Origin of the sequence: Hydrogenophaga atypica, from assembly GCF_042665215.1 — a bacterium.
GTDB lineage: Bacteria > Pseudomonadota > Gammaproteobacteria > Burkholderiales > Burkholderiaceae_C > Hydrogenophaga > Hydrogenophaga defluvii_A.
This window is the reverse complement of the sequence record NZ_JBHTCA010000001.1, coordinates 1-25,768: the sequence shown is the minus strand read 5'-3', so window position 1 is coordinate 25,768 and position 25,768 is coordinate 1. Positions and strand designations below refer to the sequence as shown.

Below are 25,768 nucleotides of genomic sequence, written 5' to 3'. Positions count from 1 at the left end.
GCGCCATGACGCTTTTTACGACCGACTACCTGGAGTACTACCTGACGCTGGTGTCCTGGATCGTCAACAACGGCATCTGGGCGGTGCTGGTGTCGAGCGGAGTATTCGCGCTGCCGTTCGTCGCCATCATCGTGCAGGAGTGGTTGAAGGCCCGTGCGGAAGGTGCCGACGAAGGCAACAAGGGCGTGCTCTCGGCTGCGCGCATCGAGAACCGGGTCTTCGTCGCCATCGTGGTGGTGATGTTCGCTGGCATCCCGTTCATCGACGTGGACCTCAACACCATCCAGTACGACAGCTCGCGCTCGGCCCAGTGCCAGGTCAGCGTGCCGCAGCCCACGGATACCGGCTGGTCGCAGTCCTTCAGCACCATCAACAACCAGTCGGCGAAGGTGCCGGTCTGGTGGGCTTTCATGCACGCGCTCTCGCGCGCCGTCACGAGCGCCTCGGTGGCGGCGATCCCATGCGGCACGGACCTGCGGCAGATGCGCATGGAGATCGACGCGACCCGCATTGACGACCCGGTACTGGCTCAGGAAGTAGCGGATTTCTCGCGGGATTGCTATGGGCCTGCGCGGGCCAAATTGTTCATGCAGCGCCCTCAGCTTGATGAGCAGCAGATGCACGACGTGACCTGGATAGGGTCGAGGTTTTTCACGGGCACGGGCGGCTACTACGACACCTACCGCTCAAGCACGCCGCGCGACGACTGGCCCTACGACAGCACCCGCGATGCGGGGCTTGCACAGGTGGGCAGCGGTGGCGGCTACCCGACCTGCAGGCAGTGGTGGGCCGATGGCGGAAATGGCCTGCGGGCACGCCTGCTGGGACAGGTGGACCCGAACCTGTTGAATCGCCTGGCAGGCTGGGCCGGGTTCCTGAGCAGGGCCGAGGTGGACGACTCGGTGATCCGCGCCATCGCGTCACCGCGGCAACAGAAATTGAACCAGGGTAGCGTCTATACGGACTATGGCGGCCAGATCGACAAGACCTTGCCGAACATCGTGACGCGGGCCACGGGAGACGTTGGGATGGCCGTCGGCGCGATTGCCGCGTTTCCCGCCATGGACGTCGTGAGACAGTCTCTGCCCATGGTCCTCGCCTTGCTCAAGATGGCGCTGGTCATCTGCATCCCGCTTGTGCTGGTCGTAGGCACCTACGATCTGAAGACGGTCGTTACCGTCAGCGTCGTGCAGTTCGCGCTCTTCTTCACGGACTTCTGGTTTCAGCTTGCGCGCTGGATCGATTCGACGATCCTGGATGCGCTCTATGGCTGGGGGTTCGGCTGGAATCGGCCGCACACCAACTTCGACCCGCTGGTGGGGCTGAACAACGCCTTCGGAGACATGCTCCTGATGTTTGTCACGGGCACGATGTTCATCGTACTGCCTACGTTCTGGATCATGGCCTTGGCTTGGGCGGGCGTTCGTGCCGGCAACGTGTTGCAAGGCCTCGCAGGAGCCACCGGAGATGCCAAGGCTGCTGGCGGAAGGGGAGGAAGCATTGCGATCAATGCAGTGTCGAAGAAGTGATCGCTGCTAGTCGTCCTCGACATGAGGATCAATGCGGAAACCGTCGTAGGTGTATAGGCCGAATCCTGCTGGTCCGTTTCGCCACTCTGGCTCGGGCAACTCCTCGCCCAAGTCGGTGTTGCGGGCCATCCAGGCAACCACCATGACGCACACCATCACCAGGGCCAGCCAGAAGGTGGTGTACAGCAGCACCCCGAGCGCAGCCAGCTTAACCATCCACACGAGCGCGGTGGCTCCAGCCGTCGGCATGCCCTTGGAAACCAACCAGTTCGACGCCCGCCGTTCACAGCGCGCGTAGGCACGCCATCCGCGGCCAAAGGCGCGGCCGAGGCGTTCTGCGGTGCTGGTGCGAGTCGTGGTGTTCATGGTCGTCTCCTACTGCTGAGGGATGCCTATTTCAGTTTGGTCCATTTCATTCTGTTTAGGGCTTCAATGTGTTCTCTTGCTGCTTCAGGACGCTTCGTCATCCGGTTCCAACGGGCCAGGGTCGGGCTCCACGCCGATGCGGTATGTAGCAACGAAACGCGGCCAGTCCACATGGTCAACGAGATCGATGTCCTCGATGACACTGACCTTCGCGCTGGCACGCTCGAACAGCGCGATGCTCTTGGCGGGATAGTTGTTGCGCGACGGATAGAGCACCCCGTCGAACAGCACCTGGCCGTCATCTCCAAGCATCGCATGCACCTGGGCCGACACCTGCTGCGTGTGCGTGTAGTCGCGGCTGGCCAACTGCTCCAGGTTCAGGCCGAAGTAGCCCGCCATGACGCCCGGCGCCGTGAGGTCGGCCAGAAGCACGTCGTCCATCACGCCCACTGCGCGCACCATCCGGCTCTGGACTTCTTTCAGCGCGATCGAGCGCTTCGTGTCCGCAAGCCACTGGTGCTTATGAAACACCGACTCCATCAGCGCCGTGGGCAGGTCGCGCCCCAGGTAGAGCACCCCGTAGGCCTGGGCCGGGTCATCGTAGCGATTGGTGCTGCTGCGGCCATAGTACAGCGGGCTGCCCCGATAGACGACGCGGCTCACATGCTGGAGCAGCTCACCGGCATCGATCAGGAACGAAGGCAGCTCGTGGCTCATGGCGATCTCGCTTCAATGCACCTGAACGCCCAGCACGTTGAACACGGCCTCGGCCACGTCGTCGATCGTGCCATGCGTCACCGCATCCACTGGCGAGCGGCCGCCCAAACCTTCGAGCGGTTCGGACAGTGCGCGGTAGATCGTCCAAGGGTCGATGCCCTCGACCTCCTGAAGCACGGTTTGGGTCAACTGCTGCTTCACCGGGTCGAGCTGCCAGTCGGGCAGTTTCTGGCCTCGCGGCCCCACGTTCAGCGCCAGCAGCCGACGGGCGAGGATGTCCTTGTAGATCTGCTGGCGCGACTTGTCCGCCAGCTTGGCGTACTCCGCGGGCGGCAGGTTGTGCGGCTGGTTGAAGGTTTCCAGCAGCACGGCGCGGCCTCGCTGGACGTCGGTTTCAGTCGGCGCCCAGCGCGTCTCAGCGCGCAGCGCAGCCGTCTTACGCTTCAAGGCGTGCTCCACCGTTTCACCTTCGAGGTTGGCTGGCAGCTTTACCGCCTCCACGCGCTCGTGAATGAACGCCTGCAACTCGGCCGCGAAAGCCGGCGCATCCCGGATTTCGACGGTATCCGCGAAGCGGCGCACATCCTCCACGGTGACACGCGGCAGACGGTCGGCAATGAATTCAATGGCGGTGGGCATGGTCATCTCCCAGGTAGGTTTGAGACAGGACTTACTCTAGTCGCCTTTGTCGCATTTGTCAACTTTGACGCCTAGAGAGCAACCTACCTGGCGAAAACAGCGTCTCCGCAGCATAGGCCGAGGCCAGCGGCTGGTCGCCGCGCAATCCATTCGTGCGGGTTCCACATTGACGCTGGAACCGCAACCCAGGCCCCGCTATACCGAAACGGTTAAAGGCCAAAGGGCCGAAACGGCAAGGGAATGGGGTGCAAGGGGAAAGGCCCTACCTCGAAAAGGCAAAAAGGCCTCCCGGTCGGCCCGCCACAGGACACCCGCATGCTCTCCCTGTTCCAGCGAAAACGGCCCCCGGTCGCCGGCGCGCCACCGCCAGCACCCGCCACCGTCCTCCCGAAAGGGTTGATGCGGCCCGAGTCGGCCGCATCGCTGCTGGCCACCCCGCGCCGGCAGAAGCTGCTGGAGCACATTTGGCAGCGCACCTCGCTGTCGCGCAGGCAATTCGCCACGCTGTACCGAGCGCCCCTGGAACGCTACGCCGAGCTGGTCCAGGCCTTCCCGGCCTCCGAGGCGCATCACCATGCCTATCTGGGCGGCATGCTCGACCACGGCCTCGAAATCGTCGCCTACAGTCTGAAACTGCGGCAGTCCCATCTGCTGCCCATCGGCGCCAGCCCCGAAGACCAAGCGGCACAGTCCGAAGCCTGGACCGCCGCCGTCGCCTACGCCGCGCTGCTGCACGACATCGGCAAGATCGCCGTCGATCTGCACGTCGAGCTGGCCGACGGCAGCATCTGGCACCCTTGGCACGGCCCGCTGCGCCAGCCATACCGATTCCGCTACCGCGACGATCGCGAGTACCGCCTGCACAGCGCCGCGACAGGTTTGCTCTACCACCAACTGCTCGACCGTGAGGCCCTGGACTGGCTCAGCGGCTATCCGTCCCTGTGGGCACCACTGCTCTACGTCCTGGCCGGGCAGTACGAGCACGCCGGCGTACTGGGCGAACTTGTCGTGCAGGCAGACCGGGCCTCGGTGGCCCAGGAGCTGGGCGGCGATCCGGCCCGCGCCATGGCTGCGCCCAAGCACGCGCTGCAGCGCAAGCTGCTCGACGGGTTGCGCTACCTGCTCAAGGAACAGTTGAAACTGAACCAGCCGGAAGCCTCCGATGGCTGGCTCACCGACGATGCCCTGTGGCTGGTGAGCAAAACGGTCTCGGACAAACTGCGTGCGCACCTGCTGTCCCAAGGCGTCGATGGCATCCCTGCGAACAACACCGCGGTGTTCAACGTCCTCCAGGATCACGGCATGTTGCAGCCGGCGCCCGACGGCAAGGCTATTTGGCGCGCGACCATAACCAGTTCCACCGGCTGGTCCCACTCGTTCACCCTGTTGCGCCTCGCTCCTGCGCTGATCTGGGAATCTGGCGAGCGACCGACGCCTTTTGCAGGCACGGTAGCGATCGACGCGGCAGTCGCCGAAAACGACGCCGAGGCGCCGAAAATGCCGCCTGCGGCCATGGCGAAGGCAGCCCCGAACGGTCAGAAACTTCCATCTTGGGAAGGCAGTAGTACCGTCACCGCCTCACCGCCTAAGGCCCAGCCCGTGTCCGATGTCATGGAGGACATGCTGGCAATGGTGAGCACGAGCGGCTCGCCTGGTGCCGAGCAGGATGTGGAGCCGGTCGCACAGAGAAGCTACCCCGCAGACCCCAGCACTCCTATGCCAGCGACTGCCGCAGTGCTTCCTTCGCCACCACCATCTACTGCTAAACCACCCCTAACAGCAGCGCCCCCGTCAGGCGAACATTTCATGATGTGGCTGAAACAGGGAATTGCTTCGCGCCGGCTCATCATCAACGACGCAAAAGCGCTCGTGCATTCCGTGAATGACACGGCCTACTTGGTCAGCCCAGGTGTGTTCCAGCGCTACGTCCAGGAGCACCCTCATGTCGGCACGCTGGCACGGCAGGACAAGATGCCGGATTGGCAGTGGGTGCAGAAGCGCTTTGAGAAACTGGGGTTGCATCGAAAGCACGACAGCGGCTTGAACATCTGGATCTGTGAAGTCACCGGGCCGCGCAAGTCCCGGAAGCTGCATGGGTATTTGCTGATCGATGCGAATTGGTTGTTCGATGCAGTACCACCCAACAATCCTTATCTCAGAGTTACGCAAGAGATTTGAGCATGGAGTCCTACGTGGCGGTGAGATACGGTAGAGTTCGCCTTGGTAGGTTAGCGGCTAGCCAAGGTGTCCAGCACAAAGTCAGCGCGTTGCGCCACTCTGATCTTGGGCAACCGCGATACCGCATAGCCCAGCGCTGGATAGGTGCGCTGAAGCCGCTCGAATTCAGCCCGCGCTTCATCCATGCTGTGACGGCGTTCTTCGTCCTGCACATAGATTTCAGGCCACGGCGGGGCCAGAAAGATGCGCGAGTGGTAGCGATGCGACTGGGCAATCGTGTCCAGAATAGTAGTGCCGTCCAGTGCCTGGGGTGCTGCCGCCGCGTCGATCAGGCCACGGTCGAAGAACACCCATTGCGTATTGCTGCGTGGCGCATTGGCATGGTTGTCTAGCGCAAGGTCGATGGCCCCGCGCAGGAAGGCCGTCATGTCGAGCCACGGCAGGGCCTGGCCGCCCGTGCGTGTTTGTTCCTGAACGATACGCCGTCCAGGCTCCTCAATTACGGCATCCCTGGATTTCCATTCAACCCCCACAAACGAGAACGACGATCAACTATCTCCTGAAAGGCCATCAGCATCCATCAAGGCCAGCATGCCAACAATGAGTGCGTGCATGCCCTGTTGAGTTCGGCCTCCATCTCGGCTTCCTCCGTCGCACGGTCTGCATCCACGACGGGTTCCCGTTCGGCGACCGAGTACACCGTGTCGGCCACGGCAAGGCAGTGGAACGCCACGGTGGTCAACAGCCAGCGCGCATGCTCCATCGATATGCCGTAGGCCTGAGCGATGTGGCGTTGGTGGCCGACGATTTTGTCGAGCATGGGCTGGGTCGCCGCCAGACGGCGGATCACGTTGGGTACGCCTTGCCGTCGCCAAGATGCTTGGGCTTGAGCATCGGCGTCTCGTGGGCGTGCAGCACCACGTGGCGACGCAGTTCGTCATCCAGCGCCTTTACCATCGGCTGCAGTTGCGCGCCGCACGCACCGACCCACTGTGCCAGCGTCGAGCGGGCAACAGTAAGTCTGATGCTCTTTGCGCATTCAGATGAATGCATTACGCCCATACGAAATCCGAAATCAGCTCGGCCGCGCACAGCAGATGGCAGTTGTCTATGGCTGTAAATGCGCTTCCCGCAGAGCCATGTCCTCTCTCAGAATACGCTGGATCTCCAGTATCGCGGCCGCGCTCTGTTGCACGCTGTGCCCCGAAATAATGACTTTCTCGGACTGTGCGCCGGGAAGATGTGCGCTGCGATAAGGCACAAGACCGTCATCGGAATCATCGAGGGCCACTTCGGAATTGGCTTGGGCCACGATCGAGTGATAGCGCACCTGGGATGAGATGGGAAAGCCCGCCGCCGTACGCACGAACGGATCGTTTTCGTCGAGATTGTTCACGCTATTGGGAATGGTTGCCAGGCTTTCACGGCTGCTGGCGGCCGCATTGGGTGCCAGTGTATGGGCGAGTTCTTCGAGCACCGTAATGGGAAAGCGGATAAATCCCGCCATCCAGCGCCCCAGGCGTCCACCCGCGACCGATGTGCCCCGATGAGGCGCCGCGATGAAGATGGCACTGCTGACATTCGGGAAGGGCTCGAAGCGCAACATGGGATCAATGCGCCTGATCTGCTGCGGCGTCAACCGACTGTGATCCGCAGCCAATTGCACCAGCGATTGATCGGTTGACGACACCATCAACCGCGCGATGACCCCGCCCATGCTATGCCCCACCAGCACGAGGTCGGACGACGCCGGCGCTTGGCCGGATGGGTCGAAATGCGTCAGCGTATCCCCGAGCGCCCTGCGAATCATGGCGTGGTTCAACGCGACTGGCATGTTGGTCGGGTAGTAGACCTGCCAGATCTGGTAATGCTGGCGCAGGGCCTCATCGCCCAGGATTTCGTTGGCGAGTTCCACCCAGGCTTCAGGGCTGCTGGCCAGTCCGTGCAGCATGACGATGATCCGCCTGTTCGGATCGTAGGGCTGCATCAAGTAGACGTGCGGGCGGTCGATGCCACCCTCGCGCCCGAGCAGGCTGCGCAGCGACTGGCGGTTGAAATTGGCACGGGCCAGCCATACGCCATAGCCGGCCGTGAAATTGGCCGCCAGCGGCACACGTTGGCCGCGCAGCATAATGGCCGATTCCACATAGGGGTCATGCACCGTCAGACGGGCTGTACGAGCATGCAGCACGCTGTCCAAGTTGTCTCCGTCGGGATGCAGCAGAACCGTCATGGACGGCGCGGGCATCTCGCTCCAGGGCAGCGGTTGCTGATCATGTTTTGCCGCTGGGCGACCACCCCGAGTTGGGGCGGCGCTCAGGGACTCGTCCGGAATGACCGCCACAAGCTCGGCGCCAAAGCCGTCGCGCCGGTAGAGGCTACGCAATCCACGGAAAGACAGGGACGAGGCTGGCAGGAGTTCGGCTGGCACCGCCGTACTGCCCGGTAAGCGCGCGCCGCGCATATCCAGCTTCAGTTCCCAGCCTGCAATGTTCCAACTGGTCTGGTCGGGCAACTGCGTCGGCATTTGTTGCCGAACTTCGAACATGCCGGTGGCCGCATGCTCGACGGCATAGTTATACCAATCCCGCACTTGGGTCTGGCGATCCTCGAAGGCCCGCTCTCCCGGAGTATGGTCACCAAGGAACAGATAAGCATAGGCATAGCGAATCGTCTCAAGCCAGGCGGCTTGCTGCGCTGAGCCGGGCTTCATGGCCTGAGCCTGCGCCAGCCATAGTTCGGACAGTGCAGCCAGGCGTCTATCCGTGGCGACCCCCGTCACGGTAGCCAAGGCCTCCGCGCACTCCGAGGAGATCGGCTTTGCGCATGCCTGCTCATCCAATGCCGCCACCCTGATGGTCTGGACAGTCGCATCGCTGAGCTTGCCACGTGTCAGGATGTCGCCGCGCTTGAGTTCGATGGCCTCCCTGGCAGGTAGCGTATGAACTTCAACCACTGGGCCGAACTCGCGCAGGATCGAGCAGCCCCCCAGCAGCAGCGGAGCAAGAGCGGCGCATGCAATGAGAAGGCAGGCCTGCGGGAACCTCATGGATTCACCTCGTTGGCAGGGATGCCTGGCACGCCTTGTCGAATCGACATCGAGAAGTCATCCTCTGACACATCGGAAGCAAGGGCACGTTCGTTGATATGCCCCAGTGCCTGCAATTCATCGTAACGATAGCCAGGCGTCAATCCATGCAGGTCGTAGACGTACCGCGCAAAATATCCAGACAGCAGCAGGCGATAGTCCATTGGCAATGCGGGCGCAATGACCCGGGCCAGCTCGAATACGATGGTCGTGCAGTTGCTGGTCAACGTGTTGTAGAAGCGCGGCGTGCGTTGCAATTCATTGGCCACGCTCAGGTACTCCAGAAACAACGCGCGGACATTCGCCTGACTCATCTGCAAGCGATAGAGGTAAACGTCCTCGCCTCGCACATTGCTGCGCGTGCGAACGATGTCGCGCTCATCGGCGGCCACCAGGACCTGCTCGAACTGACGGAAGAATCCTCCTACCGCCGAGAAGGACTCATGGCGTTCCTTGCGAATTTCCAGCGAGAACACCACGCGTTCACCGCCATCGAAGCCGAACGACACCAGGGTGTGGGCGATGTGCGGCCCCATCCAGTAGGAAAGCACCAAGTCGGCGCTGCGCAGACGATCCAGGTCGTATGTGCGGCTCTCCCACTGCGGGGTGTAGTCGGTTTCGCTGCGCCACTGGAAGTTGCGCACATTATTCAGGTGAACATGGTTGCCGTCGATCCTGGCCTCCAGCAACTGGGCGACATCGTCAGCCCATACACGCTGGTGTGACGGCTGCAGCGTCCCCCACCACATGAGCAGGGAGGCGGCTGCGATCACAAATGCGAATCCGGCGATGTTGCGATTGCGCCGCCCAAGCAAGCCCGCCCGCGACAAGACAACGGTCACACCCAACGTAGACCACATGGCAATGACGAACCATCGCACCACCGAAGGTCCCGGCATCTGATGCCACAGAGCCAGCGCACCCCACACAGTCAGCAGCAGTACCACAAAGCCGATCGCCAAGCCTGCAAGGGCGCGCAGGACTATGTGCATCACTCCGCTCATTGAGGCTGCAAAAGCTCAAGCAACAGTTGCCGGTGCGCATCCCGTAACTGCACCAGCGAGATGGAAGGACTGCCCTTGGACAGCATCGAGGAACTCAGCCACAGCACTGCGGGCGCGAGCGCCAACGGGAAGAAGTGTTCGGTCAAGACGCCTGGGCGAATGACGCCTCGGCGTATGTTGCGGTGGATGATGGTCTGCGCCCGCTCTTTCAGCCCGAGCGCAACTTCGTTGTGCCAACGCTGCACCAGCTCTGGAGTTCGGGCGCTTTCGGCCAGAAGCAGCCGGTAGATCGACATCGTGGCAGGGGAGCTGAAGGTCGCGTACAGGCGATCCAGGTAGACATCTACCAGCTCTGGCAACGTCAGATCCTCATCCGGGAGCCAGCCCTGGAAATCACAAATCTGCTTCGTCGTACGTTCGAGCAAGGCGTGAAAAATTTCTTCCTTGCTTTTGAAGTGGGCATAGATGCCAGCCTTGGACAAGCCCGCGCATTCCGCCAGGCGCTCCATCGACACTGCGTTGTATGTCCGATCCGCGAATTCGACCAGGGCCGCGTCGAGTATTTCCTCTTTCCTGGCGGCAGAGGACAGGTAGCGGCGCTTGTTGTCTGGCGCGTCATCTTTCTTGGGTGGCATTCAAAGGCTCTGTTCAAAGATCTGAGGGGATTTGTTTTCAGATTTCACAATGCAGATCAACACAGGGCGCGAGTGAACCCGGCACATCGGGTTACGACACAGGAAGAGCGCCCTATCAACCAGCCGGGGAACACGGGGATGCACATATCAACAAGGAGATGAAGTGGGCTTGACAGCACTTGCAAGCAAGAAAGTAGGGCCTGCGGACACCAGCCACGAACCCCGCATTGCGGGGGTGGCAGCCATTCCCTCCTCTGCGACCAGACCCTCTTCAGCCCGATACCTGTACGGAACGTGACCATGCTCCCAACTTCCCCGTTGTTTCCCGCGTTCAGATTGCGCGCTGCCTCGTTGGCCCTGAGCGCCGTCGTCTTGACCGGCTGCATGTCGCTCGCTCCGGCGCCAGACACCCCGCCATTGCCCGTGCCCGAAGCCTGGCCCGCGCATCTTGGATCAGGCACCGACGGCGCCCACGCGGGAGAGCTTGCCTGGCAGGCGTACTTCACCGACCCCCTGCTGCAACGCCTCATCGAGACCGCGCTGGAAAACAACCGCGACCTGCGCGTGGCCGCGCTGCGCGTCGAGGAAGCCAGCGCCACATTCCGCATTCAGCGCTCGGATCGTTTTCCTGCCATGGGCGTGGGCGCCCAAGGTGGACGCGCGCGCGTCCCTGGCGACCTGAACATGTCGGGCCGATCGCAGGTGGGCGGCGAGTACCGGGCCGAGGTGGGTTTGACCACCTGGGAACTGGATCTGTGGGGTCGGATCCGCAACCTGGAAGACGCCGCCCTGCAAACTTGGCTGGCTTCCGACGCGGCTCGCCAGGCCGTCCATTTGGCGCTGATCGCCCAGGTGGCAGACGGCTATCTTGGCCTGCGCGAGATCGACGAACGCGTGGCGATCGCACGGCAAACCGTGACCACCCGCGAGGAGTCCTATCGCATTTTCCGGCGCCGCGTCGAAGTCGGCTCGACCTCGAAGCTGGATCTCACACAGGTCCAGACCCTGCTGAACCAAGCTCAGGCGCTGCTGACGCAGCTTGAGCAAGCTCGCACCACGCAACTGCACGCCCTGGCACTGCTGGTAGGCGCTGATCCCGGCCCGCTGCCCGCCAAGGCACCCTTCGATGAAACGACGGTTCTGGCTGAGCTGCGGGCCGGTCTGCCTTCGGAGCTGCTGGTCAGTCGCCCGGACATCATTTCCGCCGAACACCAATTGCGTGCCAGCAATGCCCACATCGGCGCGGCCCGCGCGGCGTTCTTGCCGCGCATTGCGCTGACCGGCAGCTTCGGCACGGCCAGCTCCGACTTGAATGGCTTGTTCGATTCCGGCAGTCGCGCCTGGACCTTCATGCCCACCCTGTCGCTGCCCATCTTCGATGGCGGGCGCCGCCGCGCCAATCTGGAGCTGAGCGAAGTGCGCCGCGACATCGCCGTCGCCGGATACGAAAAAACCATTCAATCGGCCTTCCGCGAGGTGGCCGATGCGCTGAGCGCAAAGCACTGGCTGGCTGAGCAGTTGACGATCCAGAGAGCCAACCTGGAAGCGCAAAGCGAACGCGCACGCCTGGCCAAGTTGCGCTACGACAACGGCTCGGCCGCCTTCTTGGAAGTGCTGGATGCCCAACGCGATCTGCTGGGAGCCCAGCAACAACTGGTACAGGCGCGCCGCGCGCTGCTGTCCAGCCAAGTGGCGCTGTATGCCGCGCTCGGCGGCGGCACCCTCGCCGCAGCCGGCGAGGCACAGGGTGCGGCCTCGACTCCCGCTTCCACCCCATCAACCCGTTAAGGCACGCCGAACCCATGACTGTCTCCCCCTCTCTCAAGAAAAAACTCCTGGTCGCTTTCGCTGCAGCGGTTGTTGCCGCGCTGGCCTGGTGGAGCTGGACGAGGTTTACCGACAGCGGCCCGGGCGAAGGATTCGTCAACGGCAATGGCCGCATCGAAGCCACCGAGATCGACGTGGCCACCAAGCTTCCCGGCCGCATCGAAGACATCCTGGTGCGTGAAGGCGATTTCGTCACAGCCGGCCAGCCACTGGCCAAGATGCGGCTGGAAACGCTGGAAGCGCAGCGCGACGAGGCCCTGGCCATGCGTCAGCAGGCTGAGCATTCGGTGACCGCGGCGCAGGCACAGGTGGCGCTGCGTGAAGCCGACGTGACTGCCGCCTTGGCTCTGGTTGGTCAGCGCGAGTCGGAACTGGACGCCGCGCAACGGCGCCTGACACGCTCCAGCACGCTGTCGAGTGAGGGAGCCGCCTCGATCCAGGAACTGGACGATGACCGGGCGCGCGTACGGGGCGCCCAGGCGACCCTCGCGGCCAGCAAGGCACAGGCCGCCGCTGCCCGCGCCGCGGTCGAAGCCGCCAGGGCGCAGCTTGTCGGCGCGCAGTCCAGCGTGTCCGCCGCTACGGCCAGTATCAGCCGCATCGAAGCCGACATCCGCGACAGCGAACTGCGGTCTCCGCGCGACGGACGGGTTCAGGTGCGTGTCGCGCAACCCGGCGAGGTGCTTGGAGCGGGCGGACGTGTCTTGAACCTCCTTGATCTGTCGGACGTGTACATCACCTTCTTCCTGCCCGAAACCGTGGCCGGCCGCGTTGCGCTGGGTTCGGAGGTTCGCATCATTCTGGATGCCGCGCCCGAGTATGTGATTCCAGCCACCGTTTCCTTCGTCGCCAGCGCAGCGCAGTTCACCCCCAAGACGGTGGAAACCGCCAGTGAGCGACAAAAGCTGATGTTTCGCGTGCGCGCACAGATCTCGCAGGAGCTGCTGCGTGAGCACCTGAACCAGGTCAAGACCGGTCTGCCCGGCGTAGCCTGGGTCAAGCTCGACGCCAAGGCCGAGTGGCCTCAGAACCTCTCCGTTCGTGTGCCGGAGTAAGGTATGAGCCACAGCGCGCAGCTCGCGACCGTTGCAAGTGTCCGCCAGGTAAGACTGCGCTACCGCGACGTCATTGCCTTGGATGGCATTGACCTGGACATCCCCGCTGGACGGATGGTCGGTCTGATCGGCCCCGACGGCGTGGGTAAGTCCAGCCTGCTCTCGTTGCTGGCCGGTGTGCGCATCATCCAGGAAGGCACGGTCGAGGTGCTCGGTGGCGACATGGCCAGCAAGGCCCACCGCAAGCTGGTGTGCCCGCGCATCGCCTACATGCCGCAGGGGTTGGGCAAGAACCTGTATCCGACGCTCTCGGTCGAGGAGAATCTGCAATTCTTCGCGCGGCTGTTCGGCCATGACGCGCCCGAGCGCCGCCAGCGCATCGATGAGCTGACCCAGGCCACGGGCCTGTTCAAATTCCTGGCACGTCCGGCAGGCAAGCTCTCCGGGGGCATGAAGCAGAAGCTGGGCTTGTGCTGCGCGCTGATTCACGACCCGGATTTCCTGATTCTCGATGAACCGACGACCGGCGTGGATCCGCTGGCGCGCGCACAGTTCTGGGATCTGATCGAACGCATCCGCGCCGACCGCCCCGGCATGAGCGTGATCGTGGCCACCGCCTACATGGACGAGGCGCAGCGCTTCGACTGGCTCGCCGCCATCGACGACGGCAAGGTTCTCGCCACCGGCACACCGCAGGAGTTGCTGGAAAGAACAGGCAGCCCGAACCTGGAAGAGGCGTTCATCCGCCTGCTCCCAGAAGAGAAAAAGCGCGGGCACAAACCGGTGGTCATTCCTCCCTTGCCGGAAGACGGCGCCGACGACATCGCCATCGAGGCCAAAGGGCTGACCATGCGCTTCGGCGACTTCGTCGCCGTCGACAGCGTGTCCTTCCGCATCCGGCGCGGTGAAATCTTCGGCTTCCTCGGCTCCAACGGCTGCGGCAAGTCTACGACGATGAAGATGCTCACCGGGCTACTGCCGGCGAGCGAGGGACGAGCCTGGCTGTTCGGTCATGAGGTGGACCCGCATGACTTGGACACCCGCCGCCGCGTCGGCTACATGTCGCAGGCATTCTCGCTCTACAGCGAAATCACGGTACGCCAGAACCTGGAGTTGCACGCCAAGCTGTTCAGCGTGCCCCCGAAGGACATTCCGGGCCGCGTCGAAGAGATGGTGGAGCGCTTCGGCCTGGTGGAAGTCATCGACAGCTTGCCGGCCAGCCTGCCTCTGGGCATACGCCAGCGCCTGTCGCTGGCAGTCGCCATGGTGCACAAGCCCGAACTGTTGATTCTGGACGAGCCGACCTCCGGGGTCGATCCAGTAGCGCGCGATGCATTCTGGCGGCTGCTCATCGAGCTGTCACGTCGCGACCGGGTGACGGTCTTCATTTCCACCCACTTCATGAACGAGGCCGAACGCTGCGACCGCATGTCAATGATGCATGCGGGCAAGGTGCTCGACAGCGACGTGCCCGCCAAGCTGGTCGAGAAGCGCGGCGCTAAAACCCTCGAAGAGGCCTTCATCGGCTACCTCATCGAAGCCGAGGGCGGCACGGTCGCTCCCGCCGGCCCCACCGAGGCCGCCAATACGGCGATTCAGACGCCAGCGACACACACTGAGCACATCGGGCACAACGCTGAAGGCTTCAGCCTGCGCCGCATGCTCAGCTATCTGTGGCGCGAAGCACTGGAACTGCAGCGCGATCCGGTGCGCGCCACCCTGGCGCTGGGCGGTTCGCTGCTGCTGATGTTCGTGATCGGCTTCGGTATCACCTTGGACGTCGAGGACCTGAGCTATGCGGTGCTCGATCGCGACCAAACCACGCTCAGCCAAAGCTACACGCTGAACCTGGCCGGCTCGCGCTACTTCACAGAGCACCCGCCTATCGTCGATTACGAGGATCTCGACCGGCGCATGCGCAGCGGCGAACTGTCATTGGCCATCGAAATCCCCGCTGGCTTTGCCCGCGATGTGTTGCGGGGCCAGAACGTGCAGATCGGCGCCTGGCTCGATGGCGCCATGCCGCAACGCGCGGAAACCGTCCAGGGCTACGTTCAGGGCATGCACCAGCACTGGCTGCTGGCACAGGCCAGCGAGCGTGGCGGCGCCAGCGCAGCCGGCAATGCCAGCGTCGAGACGCGCTTTCGCTACAACCCCGATGTCAAGAGCCTGCCGGCCATGGTGCCGGCGGTGATTCCGTTGTTGCTGCTCATGCTGCCTGCGATGCTGACCGCGCTGGCGGTGGTGCGCGAGAAGGAGACGGGCTCGATCACCAATCTCTACGTGACGCCGGTCACGCGCATCGAGTTCCTGCTTGGCAAGCAACTGCCCTATGTCGGTCTGGCCATGGTGAACTTCCTGCTGATGAGCCTGCTCGCGGTCACCGTCTTCGGTGTGCCGGTCACGGGCAGCTTCTTCACCCTGTCGCTGGCCGCGCTGATCTTCTCCTTCGCCGCGACAGGCATGGGGCTGCTGGCCTCGGCCGTCACGCGCAGCCAGATCGCCGCCATGTTCTTTGCCATGATCGGCACCATCATTCCGGCCACCCAGTTCGCCGGCCTGATCGATCCCGTGTCCTCGCTTGAAGGCTCCAGCAAGTTCATCGGCGAGATCTACCCCGCCACGCACATGATCTCCATCAGCCGTGGCGTGTTCAGCAAAGCGCTCGGCCTGGCCGATCTGGCGGGGCCGTTGTGGTCGATGCTGCTGTCGGTTCCGGTGATTCTCGGTGCGGCCGTTTTGCTACTCAAGAAGCAGGAGCGCTGAGATGCGCAGAAGAAACGTTGCCAACATCTACGACCTCGGTGTCAAGGAGCTGTGGAGCCTTTGGCGTGATCCGATGATGCTCGTGCTCATCGTCTATGTGTTCACCGCGTCGGTCTACACCTCGGCCACGTCCATGCCGGAGACGCTGCACAACGCGCCCATCGCCATCGTCGACGAGGATAATTCGGCGCTGTCCCAGCGGGTTGCCTCGGCCTTCTACCCCCCGCAGTTCACCCAGCCGGCCATGATCGACTATAGAGACGTGGACCCGGGCATGGACGCGGGGCTGTACACCTTCGCCCTGGTTATTCCGCCCAACTTCCAGCGTGACGTGCTGGCGGGGCGATCGCCCGCCGCGCAGCTCAATGTCGATGCCACCCGAATGAGTCAAGCCTTCACCGGCAGTGGCTATATCCAGCAGATCTTCACCGGTGAAGTCAATGAGTTCGTCAAGCGTTACCGCGGCACCGACGCGCCACCCGTGGATCTGGCCTTGCGCGCACGCTTCAACCCCGCCCTCGACAAGGCTTGGTTCGGCTCGGTGGTGCAGATCATCAACCACATCACGCTGCTGTCCATCATCCTGACCGGCGCAGCACTGATCCGCGAGCGCGAGCACGGCACCATCGAACACCTGCTGGTGATGCCGGTTACACCCGCGCAGATCATGCTCTCCAAGGTCTGGTCGATGGCCCTGGTCGTGCTGATCGCCTCCTTCCTGTCGCTCACCCTCATGGTGCGCGGCGTCCTGGGCGTGCCCATCGAGGGCTCCATCGCGCTGTTCTTCGCCGGTGCAGCGCTCAGTCTGTTCGCCACCACCTCGATGGGCATCTTCATCGCCACCCTGGCGCGCAACATGCCGCAGTTCGGTATGTTGATGATGCTGACCATCATGCCGCTGCAGATGCTCTCGGGTGGCACCACGCCACGCGAAAGCATGCCCGAGATAGTGCAGAACATCATGCTGATCGCACCCACCACCCATTTCGTGGAACTGAGCCAGGCCATCCTTTATCGGGGCGCGGGGCTGGAGACGGTGTGGCAGCCCTTCCTGGCGCTGGCCTTGATCGGCGCGGTGCTGTTTTTCCTGTCGCTGGCACGCTTTCGCAAAACGATCGGCCAGATGGCCTGATCGTTTGACCGCCCGATTGGGCATTTCAACCCAAGCAAGGAGTTTGACCATGAGCAATGAAACCATCCCCCTCAACCTCTTCAAGGCGAACCTGGAACTGCAACTGCGCCTGCAGCGCCTGATGCAGGAAAACGGCCAGCAATGGCTGGAGAACGCCACGCGCGCGGGCAGCGAAAACATTGCCGAGTCCGGCACTGAGATCGAAAGCCTGCTCAAGGCCCAGAACTGGCAGGAGTTGGCCACGCTGCCCGCGCAGGCCTTCTGGCGTCAGTTTCAGCACCAGATGGGTGGCGCGCAGGCACTAACGCAAGTCGCAATCAAGAATCAGACCACCTTCACTCAAGGCCTGCAGCAAGCCATTCAGGACTGGCAGAAATCGGTCACGCAGGCCGTAGGCCAGGCAGATGCGATATTGCCGTTCCAGGATATTTTCAAGCAATGGGGAGCGGTGTGGGCCAAGGCACAGGACAAGGACGCACCAGCCAAGACAGGTGGTCGCAATGCCGGCTGAGCAACGCACTGCACTGGTCACCGGCGGCAGCGGCGGCCTGGGCGAAGCCATCGCCCGGGCCTTGCACGATGCGGGCCATACCGTGCTCATCGTCCATTCGCCGGGCAATGCCAGCATTGGCGCGTGGCTGAAAACCCAAGCCGGCGAAGGTTACGACTTCGCCGCCTACGGCGCGGATGTGGCCGACCATGCCTCCTGCCAGGAGCTGGCCGGCCTCATTCAAGCAGACGGTCACCACATCGACATTCTGGTCAACAACGCGGGCATCACGCGTGATGCTACGTTCCGCAAGCTGAGCTACGCCGATTGGGATGCGGTCCTGCGGGTCAATCTCGACTCCGTTTTCAACGTCACCCGGCCATTCATCGACGGCATGCTCGAACGCGGCTGGGGCAGGATCGTCAACATCTCCTCGATCAACGGCTCCAAGGGGCAGTTCGGCCAGACCAACTACTCCGCCGCAAAAGCCGGCATGCATGGCTTCACAAAAGCCCTCGCACAGGAAGTGGCGCGCAAAGGCGTGACGGTCAACACCGTCTCGCCGGGGTATCTGGATACGAAGATGGTGACGAGCATGTCGGAGGAAGTGGTCAAGCAAGTGACTGCCGGTATTCCCGTGGGTCGTCTGGGACGGCCTGAGGAAATCGCCGCACTGGTGGCATTCATCGCCAGTGAGTCTGCGGGGTTCATGACCGGCAGCAACGTGTCGATGAATGGTGGCCAGCACATGTACTGAGTGAGGAAGGGCCGGCAAGACGATGTGCCTGCGGCCCCTTTTCATTCAATTTTTCAGTTTCATCATAGACGGAGTGCCCATCGCCATGAATCAAGACACCACGACATCACCAACGGCCGCTTGGGGGCAGTTGCTGTGGGACCCGTTGCGACTATCGGCGATGGCAACCGAGTATGCAGTGGATGCCTGGCAGCGATCCATTCTGTATGCCGACGTTCGCCGCCAACGCGGCAACCAGTACCTGGAGCATTTGCAGGAGCAGACGCCGAACGTACTCGACTTCGCCTCCGAGGTCATCATGTCCGGGCTGGACCTTCCGCAGCCGGTCAACTATGGCCTCGTACGCATCCTGCCGCCAGCCGACGCGCCGGCCGATCCCAAGAAGCGGCCGTTCGTGGTGGTCGATCCCCGCGCGGGCCACGGCCCAGGCATTGGCGGCTTCAAACCCGATAGCGAGGTCGGCGCGGCCCTCAAGGCTGGTCATCCCTGCTACTTCGTTGGCTTTCTGCCCGATCCCGTTCCCGGCCAGACCGTCGAAGACGTCATGCGCGCCGAAGCGGCCTTCGTGCGCAAGGTCGGCGAGCTGCACCCCGACAGCCGCGGCAAGCCTGCGGTCATCGGCAATTGCCAGGCAGGCTGGCAGATCCTGATGGCAGCCGCCGTCTGGCCCGAACTGTTCGGGCCGATCATCGTAGCCGGCGCGCCGCTGTCCTACTGGGCCGGTGATAACCCGATGCGCTACGCGGGCGGCCTCACTGGCGGTAGCTGGTTGACGGCATTGACCAGCGATCTGGGCGCCGGCCGGTTCGACGGTGCCTGGCTGGTACAGAACTTTGAAAACCTGGACCCGGCCAATACGCTGTGGAGCAAACAGTACAACCTGTACGCCAAGGTCGACACGGAAGGCCCGCGCCACCTGCAGTTCGAGAAGTACTGGGGCGGCCACGTCTTCCTGAACGACGTGGAGATGCAGTACATCGTCGACAACCTGTTCATCGGCAACAAGCTGAGTACGGCCCAACTGGTGACGTCCGATGGCGTGCGCATTGACCTGCGCAATATTCGCTCGCCGATCGTGGTGTTCTGCTCCTATGGGGACAACATCACTCCACCGCCCCAGGCCCTGGGCTGGATCACCGACCTGTACCGCAACGACCTGGATGTGGTGGGACATGACCAGACCATCGTCTACGCCACCCATGACAGCATCGGGCATCTGGGCATCTTCGTCTCCGGGAGCGTCGGGCGCAAAGAGCACCAGGAGTTCGCAGCCAACATCGACATCATCGACGTGCTGCCAGCCGGCATCCACCACATGCAGATCGACGAGCATCACGACGACGCCCAGGAAGGCGAACCAGCCAGTGACGCCTACCTGACCCGGATTCGCCGCAGCAACATCGATGAAATCCGTGAGATCGTTCGCCCCGATCCCGAGAGCGATCGCCGTTTTGCCGCCGCTGCGCGGATCTCCGAGGTCAACCTGGCCTGCTACCGCAGCTTCGTGCAGCCATGGGTCCGAGCCCTGGTCACGGATCAGGGGGCGAAGTGGCTGGAGCCGCTGCATCCACTGCGCATGGGTTATGAATTGTGGTCCGATCGGCACCCGCTGGCCGCCGCTGTACAAGAAGCGGCGCAACAGGTGCGCGAACATCGCCAGACCGTCTCCGAGGCCAATCCTTTCCTGCAACTGCAGACGGAGTTTTCCACCGCCGTCGAACAGATGCTGGATCAATTCCGTGATTGCCGCGACCAAATCTACGCACAGGCCTTTGACATGCTGTACAGCCTGCCGCTGGTTCAGGCCATGACAGGACAGAGCCTGCACGACGATGCGCCGCCGCGACCCCATCCTAGCGAGACGCCCGAACATCGCCAGTATCTGGCGCAAGAGTTGACACGGCTCGAAGCGGATATTCACAACGGCGGGATAACCGAAGCCGCCATACGGGCGCTGTTCTTCGTGCTCGCGGCGCGTGGGGAGGCCGATGAACGGCATTTTCGGCACGCAGAGGAACTGGTGCGCCCTCATTTGACAAATGACTTCGACATGCAGGCTTTCCGCCACCTCGTGCGTCGGCAGGCTTTGCTCATGAGGCTCGATGAGGACGCCATGGTGTCCGCCATCCCCGGATTGCTCAACGGCATAGCGCCTGAGGACATCCGACAGGTAGCGGGAATGATCGTGCAGGTGATTGGCAGCGGTGATGTGCTGTCCGCACACGAGCAAACCCGACTGGAGCAGGTTTCCACCCTGTTCAAGCGGGCGGCGTGCGAGGCGCAGGCGGCTTCGGCGCCCGCCGTGATAAGTCCCGCCACTGATACCTCCGCTACGGTCGTGGACGCGAAGTCGACAACCGCCATGCCACGCTCTGCCAGTGGCACATCCGCTGCGGTCGAGGATGCGAATGCGGCGCCAGCCATGCCGAGCTCCGCCAGTGACACCTCCGCTCCGGCCATAAACACGACCTCCAAGACATCCTCTCCAAAGCCTAAGGCGCCTCAGAAGAAAACTGCTACGCAGAAAACTGTGTCCAAGACGCCAGCCGCCCCGCGGACAAGTCAAACACGGCGAGGGAAAGGCAAATGACGACGTCCTCCGCACCGGTCGATGGCGCCGCCGACGCATTGCAGGTTCTGCGCAACCGAACCTTCGACGAGATCGCCATCGGCGACAGCGCCAGCCTCGAACGCGCGTTTTCGTCGCAAGACATCCACATGTTCGCGCTGCAATCGGGCGATGTGGATCCAGAACCTGCTGTGTCCTCAAGCGCTCGGGGCACCACGGAGGCCATTTGTGCAAACGCCCTGATCTCGGCTGTGCTGAGCACACGCCTGCCGGGGCCTGGAACCCGCTATGTCAACCAGAATCTGTGCTTCCTCGGGGCCGTTCGACCCGGCGACAGGCTGACCGTGCGGATGCAGGTGACCAGCAAGGACACGGCCAACCACCATGTCACGCTGGCCTGCACCTGCACCAACCAGGAGGGGGTAGCGGTTTTCCAAGGCCAGGTAGAGGTCGTGGCGCCCACCGAACGCTTGGAACGAACGCGCACCGTGTTGCCGGAAATCCACCCGGATGCGCAGGGCCGCACAGGCCTGCAAAGCCTGCTGGCGCATGTCGCGCACTTGCAACCGATTCGTGTGGCTGTCGTCCACCCCTGCGATTCTCCCAGCCTGTCCGCTGCGCTCGAAGCACGCCATGCGGGACTGATCGAACCGGTGCTGGTCGGGCCACAGGCGCGGCTGGAGGCAGTCGCCGCGGAGGCCGGGCTGGATCTGGCCGACGTCGCCATTGTGGACGCACCCCACAGCCACGCCGCCGCGCAGCAAGCCGTCGCCCTGGCGGCCACAGGTGAAGTCGAAGCCCTGATGAAAGGGAGCCTGCATACCGACGAGCTGATGTCCGCGCTGGTTTCGACTGCGGCAGGGTTGCGCACCAAGCGTCGGGTCAGCCATTGCTTTTTGCTACAGACACCGGCCTATCCGCGCCCGTTCATCGTCACCGATGCGGCGATCAATATCGCCCCGACTCTGGAACAGAAGGCGGACATCATCCGCAACGCCATCGAGCTGGCGCAGGTAATCGGCGTGCGCGAACCCAAGGTCGCGATCCTGGCCGCGGTCGAGACGGTGAGCCCGACGATGACGGCCACGCTGGACGCGGCGGCGCTGTGCAAGATGGCTGATCGCGGCCAGATCACTGGCGGCCTGCTCGACGGGCCGCTCGCCTTCGACAACGCGGTCTCCATCGCCGCTGCGCGTACCAAGGGGATCGTCTCCGAGGTCGCCGGGCAGGCTGACATCCTCGCCGTGCCTGACCTGGAGAGCGGCAACATGCTTGCCAAGCAGTTGATCTTCCTGGGCGGAGCAGCCAGCGCCGGGATCGTCCTTGGAGCCAAGGTGCCGGTCATTCTGACCAGCCGTGCCGACTCGCGCGATACGCGCATCGCCTCATGCGCGATTGCACTGATGCTGGCCCATCACTATCGGCTGTCGCCCCCTTGAGCGGACTTGTTAGCAACTTAACCACCCCTTTGGAGAAAACACCATGCAGTATTCATTCTCTGGCCGCGTAGCCCTGGTCACCGGTGCAGGATCCGGCATTGGCGAGAGCATCGCCCGGCTTCTTGCGAGCAACGGTCTGAATGTCGTGGTCTCGGACGTCAGCGCCGACAATGCGCAGCGCGTCACCAGTCTCATCAACGCCGAGGGCGGCCACGCCGTGGCCAATGTGGCCGACGTGGCACGCATCGATGAGGTCCAGGCTGCCGTGGCCTGCGCGGTCGATGCGTTTGGCGACCTTCATTTTGCCGTCAATAACGCCGGTATCAGTGGCGACCAGAGTCCTGTGGGGGAACTGGACCCTGCCGCCTGGAGCCGGGTGATCGATGTCAACCTGAACGGCGTGTTCTATGGCCTGCGCCATCAGATTCCCGCCATCCTGCGCTCTGGAGGCGGCGCCATCGTCAACGTCTCCTCCATCCTCGGAGTGGTGGGCGACGCAGCGAACCCCGCGTACGTCGCAGCCAAGCATGCTGTTACCGGGCTGACCCGCTCGGCAGGACTGGCCTATGCGTCCAAGGGAATCCGGATCAATTCGATTCATCCCGGTTACGTGCGTACGCCCATCCTGGATTTCCTGGATGAATCGGCCCTCCAGAAGGCCGTTGACCTGCATCCGATCGGTCGTCTGGGTACATCGGACGAAATCGCCCATGCCGTGGCGTTTTTGCTGTCGGAAGGAAGCAGCTTCCTTGTGGGCACCCAGCTCATCGCCGATGGCGGCTACACGGCGCGCTGAGTCTGAAGACGATGAGACAGCAGACACCCCCGCACACCTCGGCGAAGTCGCGCGGACGGCGCGCAGAGAGGACGACCTGATGGACGTCACCATGGCCCGCTCCGGGCGCCGCGAACACGGACTGATCCTTGTGCTGAACTGCGGTTCATCCAGCATCAAGTTTGCGGTGTTCGATTCCTCGGCCGCGCCACTGCCGCGTCAGGCATTGTGGAATGGCAAGGTGCAGGGAATCGGCGGCGCCAACCCGGATTTCGGAGAGACCGGAGTTGCGCCGTTCTCGATCGAACTGGACACGGCACATCCGTATCGCGCCGCACTGCGCCTCATCCGCGATCGTGTCAGCCGGCGGCTCGACGGCCGCCACGTAGGTACGGTCGCCCACCGTATCGTCCACGGCGGCAGCAAATACTCCATGCCCGTGCGCCTGGACGCAAATGTCCTGGCCGACCTCAAGGGCTACATTCCTCTGGCCCCGCTGCACCAGCCATTCGCGCTCGAAGCCGTGGAGATCCTGCTGCGGGAGCAGCCAGATCTGCCACAGATGGCTTGCTTCGACACGGCCTTCCACCACACTTTGCCCCAGGTCGAGAAGATCCTGCCGTTGCCCTATGCCGCATGGGAGCGCGGTCTGCGTCGGTACGGGTTTCACGGCCTGTCGTATGAGTACATGGCAGTGGCCTTGCCCGAACGCCATGGCGACGCCGCGTGCGGGCGCACCGTCGTTGCCCACTTGGGCAGTGGCGCCAGTCTGTGCGCCATGCAAGGACTCAAAAGCGTGGCCACCACCATGGGCTTCTCCGCGCTTGACGGCCTGATGATGGGCACCCGCACCGGCGCGCTCGATCCGGGTGCGGTGCTCTACCTGATGGAAGTCGAGAAGCTCTCACTAGAGCAAGTGGGGCGCGTCCTCTATCACGAGTCCGGCCTGCTCGGCGTTTCGGGAATCTCGGCCGAGCCGCGCGTCATTGTCGGGCACGAGAACGATGCAGGCGAAACGGGGGAGCGAGCGCGCTTGGCACTGGCCCTTTACGTGCGACGCATCGTGCGCGAGATCGGGGCCCTGGTCGCCGTGCTGGGCGGTCTGGACATGTTGGTGTTCACGGCGGGTGTCGGTGAACACAATGCGTTCATTCGCGAGCGCATCTGTGCGGCGCTGGGCTTTCTGGGCATTGCCCTGGATACCGACGCCAACGCCAGCCACGCAGCGACGATTTCCACCGACCACAGCCAGGTCCTCGTGGCGATCGAACCCACCAATGAAGAGTGGATCGCCGCCAACCATGCGCTGTCCGGCCTGGACAGGGAGAAGGTGCGATGAAGATCGATGCCTTCCATGGATTCACGCTCGCCATTCTGCTGTTGTTCGTTGGCAAGGGCTTGGTAGCGCGTTCGGGCATCTTGCGTCGATACAGCATCCCGGAATCCCTGGTGGGCGGCCTGGCCTGCGCCTTGGTTGTCTTCCTCCTGTACTACGGGATGGGGATCGTTGTCAGTTTCGATCTGGAAGCGCGCGACGCGCTTCTGCTGTACTTCTTTGCCGCTATTGGCCTGAGTACCGACGCCCGCACACTGCGCCATGGTGGACGGCCCTTGCTGATCCTGTCGGGGCTGGCCATCGGGTTCATGGTGCTGCAGAACCTGGCCGGGATGGAGACGGCCCGCGCCTTCGGGCTGGATCCGCGCGCCGGGCTGATGGTGGGTTCGATTTCCCTTACCGGAGGCGTGGGCACCACCTTGGCCTGGTCCGACTACTTCGTTGAAACCCTCGGCATTGCACAGGCGCAGGAACTGGGGTTGGCGGCGAATATGATCGGCCTGATCGCGGCCTGCACCATCGGTGGCCCGATCGCAAGTCTGCTCATGCGCAGGCATCGGCTTCGAGCCTCCGGAGACAGCGCCCTGGAAATTGGCACACTGCACAGCGATGAGCAGCATGCCCGCCTGGACTACTACGGCCTGCTGCTGGCATTGCTCTGGCTCAACTTCGCCTTGATGTTGGGATACGGAATCAATGCCTTGGTCGCGCGTACCGCCGTCACGCTGCCCGCCTTTGTGGGCTGCCTGCTGGCCGGAATTCTCCTGCGCATGGCGGCCGACTGGATGAGGCCAAGTGGGCGCGGACGTTTATGGAACTGGCCGAGCATGCAGCCAGGCATCGCCCTGGTTTCCGACATGTCATTGGGCCTGTTTCTGACCATGGCGCTGATGGGACTCAGGCTCTGGGAACTGCAGCCCGTGCTCGCCTTCATCACGGCGGCGATGCTGGTGCAGATTGCCTTGGTCATCGCATTCGTTTTGCTGATTGTTTTTCGGGCAATGGGCAAGGATTACCAAGCCGCCGTGGTGTGCGCGGGTTTCGGCGGTATTGCGCTGGGATCTACCGCCACTGCCATCGCCAACATGACGGCGGTGACTCGGGAGCATGGTGCGGCACGCGAGGCGTTCATTGTGGTGCCCTTGGTATGTGGGTTCGTCATCGATATTGCGAACGCACTGGTAATCAGCCTGATGGCCGGTTAGGCGAAGCGAAACAGCGGAGCGAGCTGGCAGATGGATACATCGCTGACGCGCTGGCGAGGCGTCGTCGCCCAGGAAATCGCAATCGACTCCCGTTTTCAAGCAAGGGGCTCTTTCTACTTGTGCAGAAATAGAGGGGCGGATTCAAATCTGAAGTGCAACACCTGCCACCGAGTAAGGTCAGCAGATGCAAAGCAGTCCACCCAGAAGGTATCAACAGCTCCAGACAGAGGACCGCGTGACGCTGGCCAGCCTGGTCCAACA

The 25,768-nt window shown here is 63.0% G+C and carries 22 protein-coding genes; 13 read left to right on the top strand and 9 right to left on the bottom strand.

What is annotated here, in order from left to right; translation table 11 throughout:
- The first annotated feature begins 5 nt into the window (after nucleotides 1-5).
- The gene (locus ACFQPB_RS00110) at nucleotides 6-1,529 is read left to right on the top strand and encodes a conjugal transfer protein TraG N-terminal domain-containing protein (RefSeq protein ID WP_087747801.1); all 1,524 of its coding nucleotides are present in this window, start codon (nucleotides 6-8) and stop codon (nucleotides 1,527-1,529) included.
- Nucleotides 1,530-1,535: 6 nt separating this feature from the next.
- Here the strand turns inward: ACFQPB_RS00110 and ACFQPB_RS00105 are convergent, their stop codons facing one another.
- From ACFQPB_RS00105 to ACFQPB_RS00095, 3 genes are all read right to left on the bottom strand, one after another.
- Nucleotides 1,536-1,895 carry a DUF3742 family protein gene (locus tag ACFQPB_RS00105; protein WP_003050090.1) on the bottom strand — a complete coding sequence of 120 codons (360 nt, stop codon included), beginning with the start codon at nucleotides 1,893-1,895 and terminating at the stop codon, nucleotides 1,536-1,538.
- Between the two features lie 84 nt (nucleotides 1,896-1,979).
- Complete coding sequence (locus ACFQPB_RS00100) at nucleotides 1,980-2,612, bottom strand: RES family NAD+ phosphorylase (protein ID WP_003050087.1); 633 nt, start codon at nucleotides 2,610-2,612, stop codon at nucleotides 1,980-1,982.
- A 12-nt stretch (nucleotides 2,613-2,624) separates the two neighbouring features.
- Entirely contained in the window at nucleotides 2,625-3,251 is a 627-nt protein-coding gene (locus tag ACFQPB_RS00095; RefSeq protein WP_003050085.1) for a hypothetical protein, read from the bottom strand.
- A 315-nt stretch (nucleotides 3,252-3,566) separates the two neighbouring features.
- Here ACFQPB_RS00095 and mobH point away from each other — a divergent pair, with 315 nt between their 5' ends.
- Nucleotides 3,567-5,429 carry a MobH family relaxase gene (gene mobH / locus ACFQPB_RS00090; RefSeq protein ID WP_003050081.1) on the top strand — a complete coding sequence of 621 codons (1,863 nt, stop codon included), beginning with the start codon at nucleotides 3,567-3,569 and terminating at the stop codon, nucleotides 5,427-5,429.
- A gap of 50 nt (nucleotides 5,430-5,479) precedes the next feature.
- Here the strand turns inward: mobH and ACFQPB_RS00085 are convergent, their stop codons facing one another.
- The 6 genes from ACFQPB_RS00085 to ACFQPB_RS00060 are packed head-to-tail and all read right to left on the bottom strand — an operon-like array spanning nucleotide 5,480 to nucleotide 10,156.
- Complete coding sequence (locus tag ACFQPB_RS00085; protein ID WP_013520789.1) at nucleotides 5,480-5,962, bottom strand: AAA family ATPase; 483 nt, start codon at nucleotides 5,960-5,962, stop codon at nucleotides 5,480-5,482.
- Between the two features lie 47 nt (nucleotides 5,963-6,009).
- Nucleotides 6,010-6,279 carry a hypothetical protein gene (locus ACFQPB_RS00080; protein ID WP_003050070.1) on the bottom strand — a complete coding sequence of 90 codons (270 nt, stop codon included), beginning with the start codon at nucleotides 6,277-6,279 and terminating at the stop codon, nucleotides 6,010-6,012.
- Nucleotides 6,276-6,482, bottom strand: coding sequence for an IS66 family transposase (locus tag ACFQPB_RS00075; RefSeq protein WP_199917100.1), 207 nt, complete (start codon nucleotides 6,480-6,482; stop codon nucleotides 6,276-6,278). Before ACFQPB_RS00075 ends, ACFQPB_RS00080 begins: the two co-directional genes overlap by 4 nt.
- Before the next feature lie 55 nt (nucleotides 6,483-6,537).
- Nucleotides 6,538-8,478, bottom strand: a complete 1,941-nt coding sequence (locus ACFQPB_RS00070; protein ID WP_018715741.1) for an esterase/lipase family protein — start codon at nucleotides 8,476-8,478, stop codon at nucleotides 6,538-6,540.
- Entirely contained in the window at nucleotides 8,475-9,509 is a 1,035-nt protein-coding gene (locus tag ACFQPB_RS00065; protein WP_382218867.1) for an Lnb N-terminal periplasmic domain-containing protein, read from the bottom strand. Before ACFQPB_RS00065 ends, ACFQPB_RS00070 begins: the two co-directional genes overlap by 4 nt.
- Before the next feature lie 8 nt (nucleotides 9,510-9,517).
- The gene (locus ACFQPB_RS00060) at nucleotides 9,518-10,156 is read right to left on the bottom strand and encodes a TetR/AcrR family transcriptional regulator (RefSeq protein WP_068679673.1); all 639 of its coding nucleotides are present in this window, start codon (nucleotides 10,154-10,156) and stop codon (nucleotides 9,518-9,520) included.
- A 300-nt stretch (nucleotides 10,157-10,456) separates the two neighbouring features.
- On the opposite strand from ACFQPB_RS00060, the gene ACFQPB_RS00055 reads away from it, so the two are divergent.
- From ACFQPB_RS00055 to gltS, 11 genes are all read left to right on the top strand, one after another.
- On the top strand, nucleotides 10,457-11,944 hold the full coding sequence (locus ACFQPB_RS00055) for an efflux transporter outer membrane subunit (protein ID WP_054667826.1): 1,488 nt from the start codon (nucleotides 10,457-10,459) through the stop codon (nucleotides 11,942-11,944).
- A gap of 14 nt (nucleotides 11,945-11,958) precedes the next feature.
- Nucleotides 11,959-13,038, top strand: coding sequence for an HlyD family secretion protein (locus ACFQPB_RS00050; RefSeq protein WP_054667827.1), 1,080 nt, complete (start codon nucleotides 11,959-11,961; stop codon nucleotides 13,036-13,038).
- A 3-nt stretch (nucleotides 13,039-13,041) separates the two neighbouring features.
- A complete protein-coding gene (rbbA, locus tag ACFQPB_RS00045) occupies nucleotides 13,042-15,804 on the top strand; it encodes a ribosome-associated ATPase/putative transporter RbbA (protein WP_382218865.1) in 2,763 nt (920 codons plus the stop codon).
- A gap of 1 nt (nucleotide 15,805) precedes the next feature.
- Entirely contained in the window at nucleotides 15,806-16,936 is a 1,131-nt protein-coding gene (locus ACFQPB_RS00040; RefSeq protein WP_382218863.1) for an ABC transporter permease, read from the top strand.
- A 49-nt stretch (nucleotides 16,937-16,985) separates the two neighbouring features.
- Nucleotides 16,986-17,447, top strand: coding sequence for a phasin family protein (locus ACFQPB_RS00035; RefSeq protein WP_044396478.1), 462 nt, complete (start codon nucleotides 16,986-16,988; stop codon nucleotides 17,445-17,447).
- Nucleotides 17,437-18,183 carry an acetoacetyl-CoA reductase gene (gene phbB, locus ACFQPB_RS00030; RefSeq protein WP_068679679.1) on the top strand — a complete coding sequence of 249 codons (747 nt, stop codon included), beginning with the start codon at nucleotides 17,437-17,439 and terminating at the stop codon, nucleotides 18,181-18,183. Before ACFQPB_RS00035 ends, phbB begins: the two co-directional genes overlap by 11 nt.
- Nucleotides 18,184-18,268: 85 nt before the next feature.
- Complete coding sequence (locus ACFQPB_RS00025) at nucleotides 18,269-20,773, top strand: DUF3141 domain-containing protein (RefSeq protein WP_382218861.1); 2,505 nt, start codon at nucleotides 18,269-18,271, stop codon at nucleotides 20,771-20,773.
- The gene (locus ACFQPB_RS00020) at nucleotides 20,770-22,191 is read left to right on the top strand and encodes a bifunctional enoyl-CoA hydratase/phosphate acetyltransferase (RefSeq protein ID WP_247736284.1); all 1,422 of its coding nucleotides are present in this window, start codon (nucleotides 20,770-20,772) and stop codon (nucleotides 22,189-22,191) included. Before ACFQPB_RS00025 ends, ACFQPB_RS00020 begins: the two co-directional genes overlap by 4 nt.
- A 43-nt stretch (nucleotides 22,192-22,234) precedes the next feature.
- Nucleotides 22,235-22,987: an SDR family NAD(P)-dependent oxidoreductase gene (locus ACFQPB_RS00015; RefSeq protein ID WP_247736283.1), complete on the top strand. Its 753-nt coding sequence runs from the start codon at nucleotides 22,235-22,237 to the stop codon at nucleotides 22,985-22,987.
- 79 nt (nucleotides 22,988-23,066) lie between these two features.
- On the top strand, nucleotides 23,067-24,305 hold the full coding sequence (locus tag ACFQPB_RS00010; RefSeq protein ID WP_247736282.1) for an acetate/propionate family kinase: 1,239 nt from the start codon (nucleotides 23,067-23,069) through the stop codon (nucleotides 24,303-24,305).
- Complete coding sequence (gene gltS, locus ACFQPB_RS00005; RefSeq protein WP_107220001.1) at nucleotides 24,302-25,507, top strand: sodium/glutamate symporter; 1,206 nt, start codon at nucleotides 24,302-24,304, stop codon at nucleotides 25,505-25,507. The genes ACFQPB_RS00010 and gltS overlap by 4 nt, the downstream gene beginning before the upstream one ends.
- The last annotated feature ends 261 nt before the right edge of the window (nucleotides 25,508-25,768 follow it).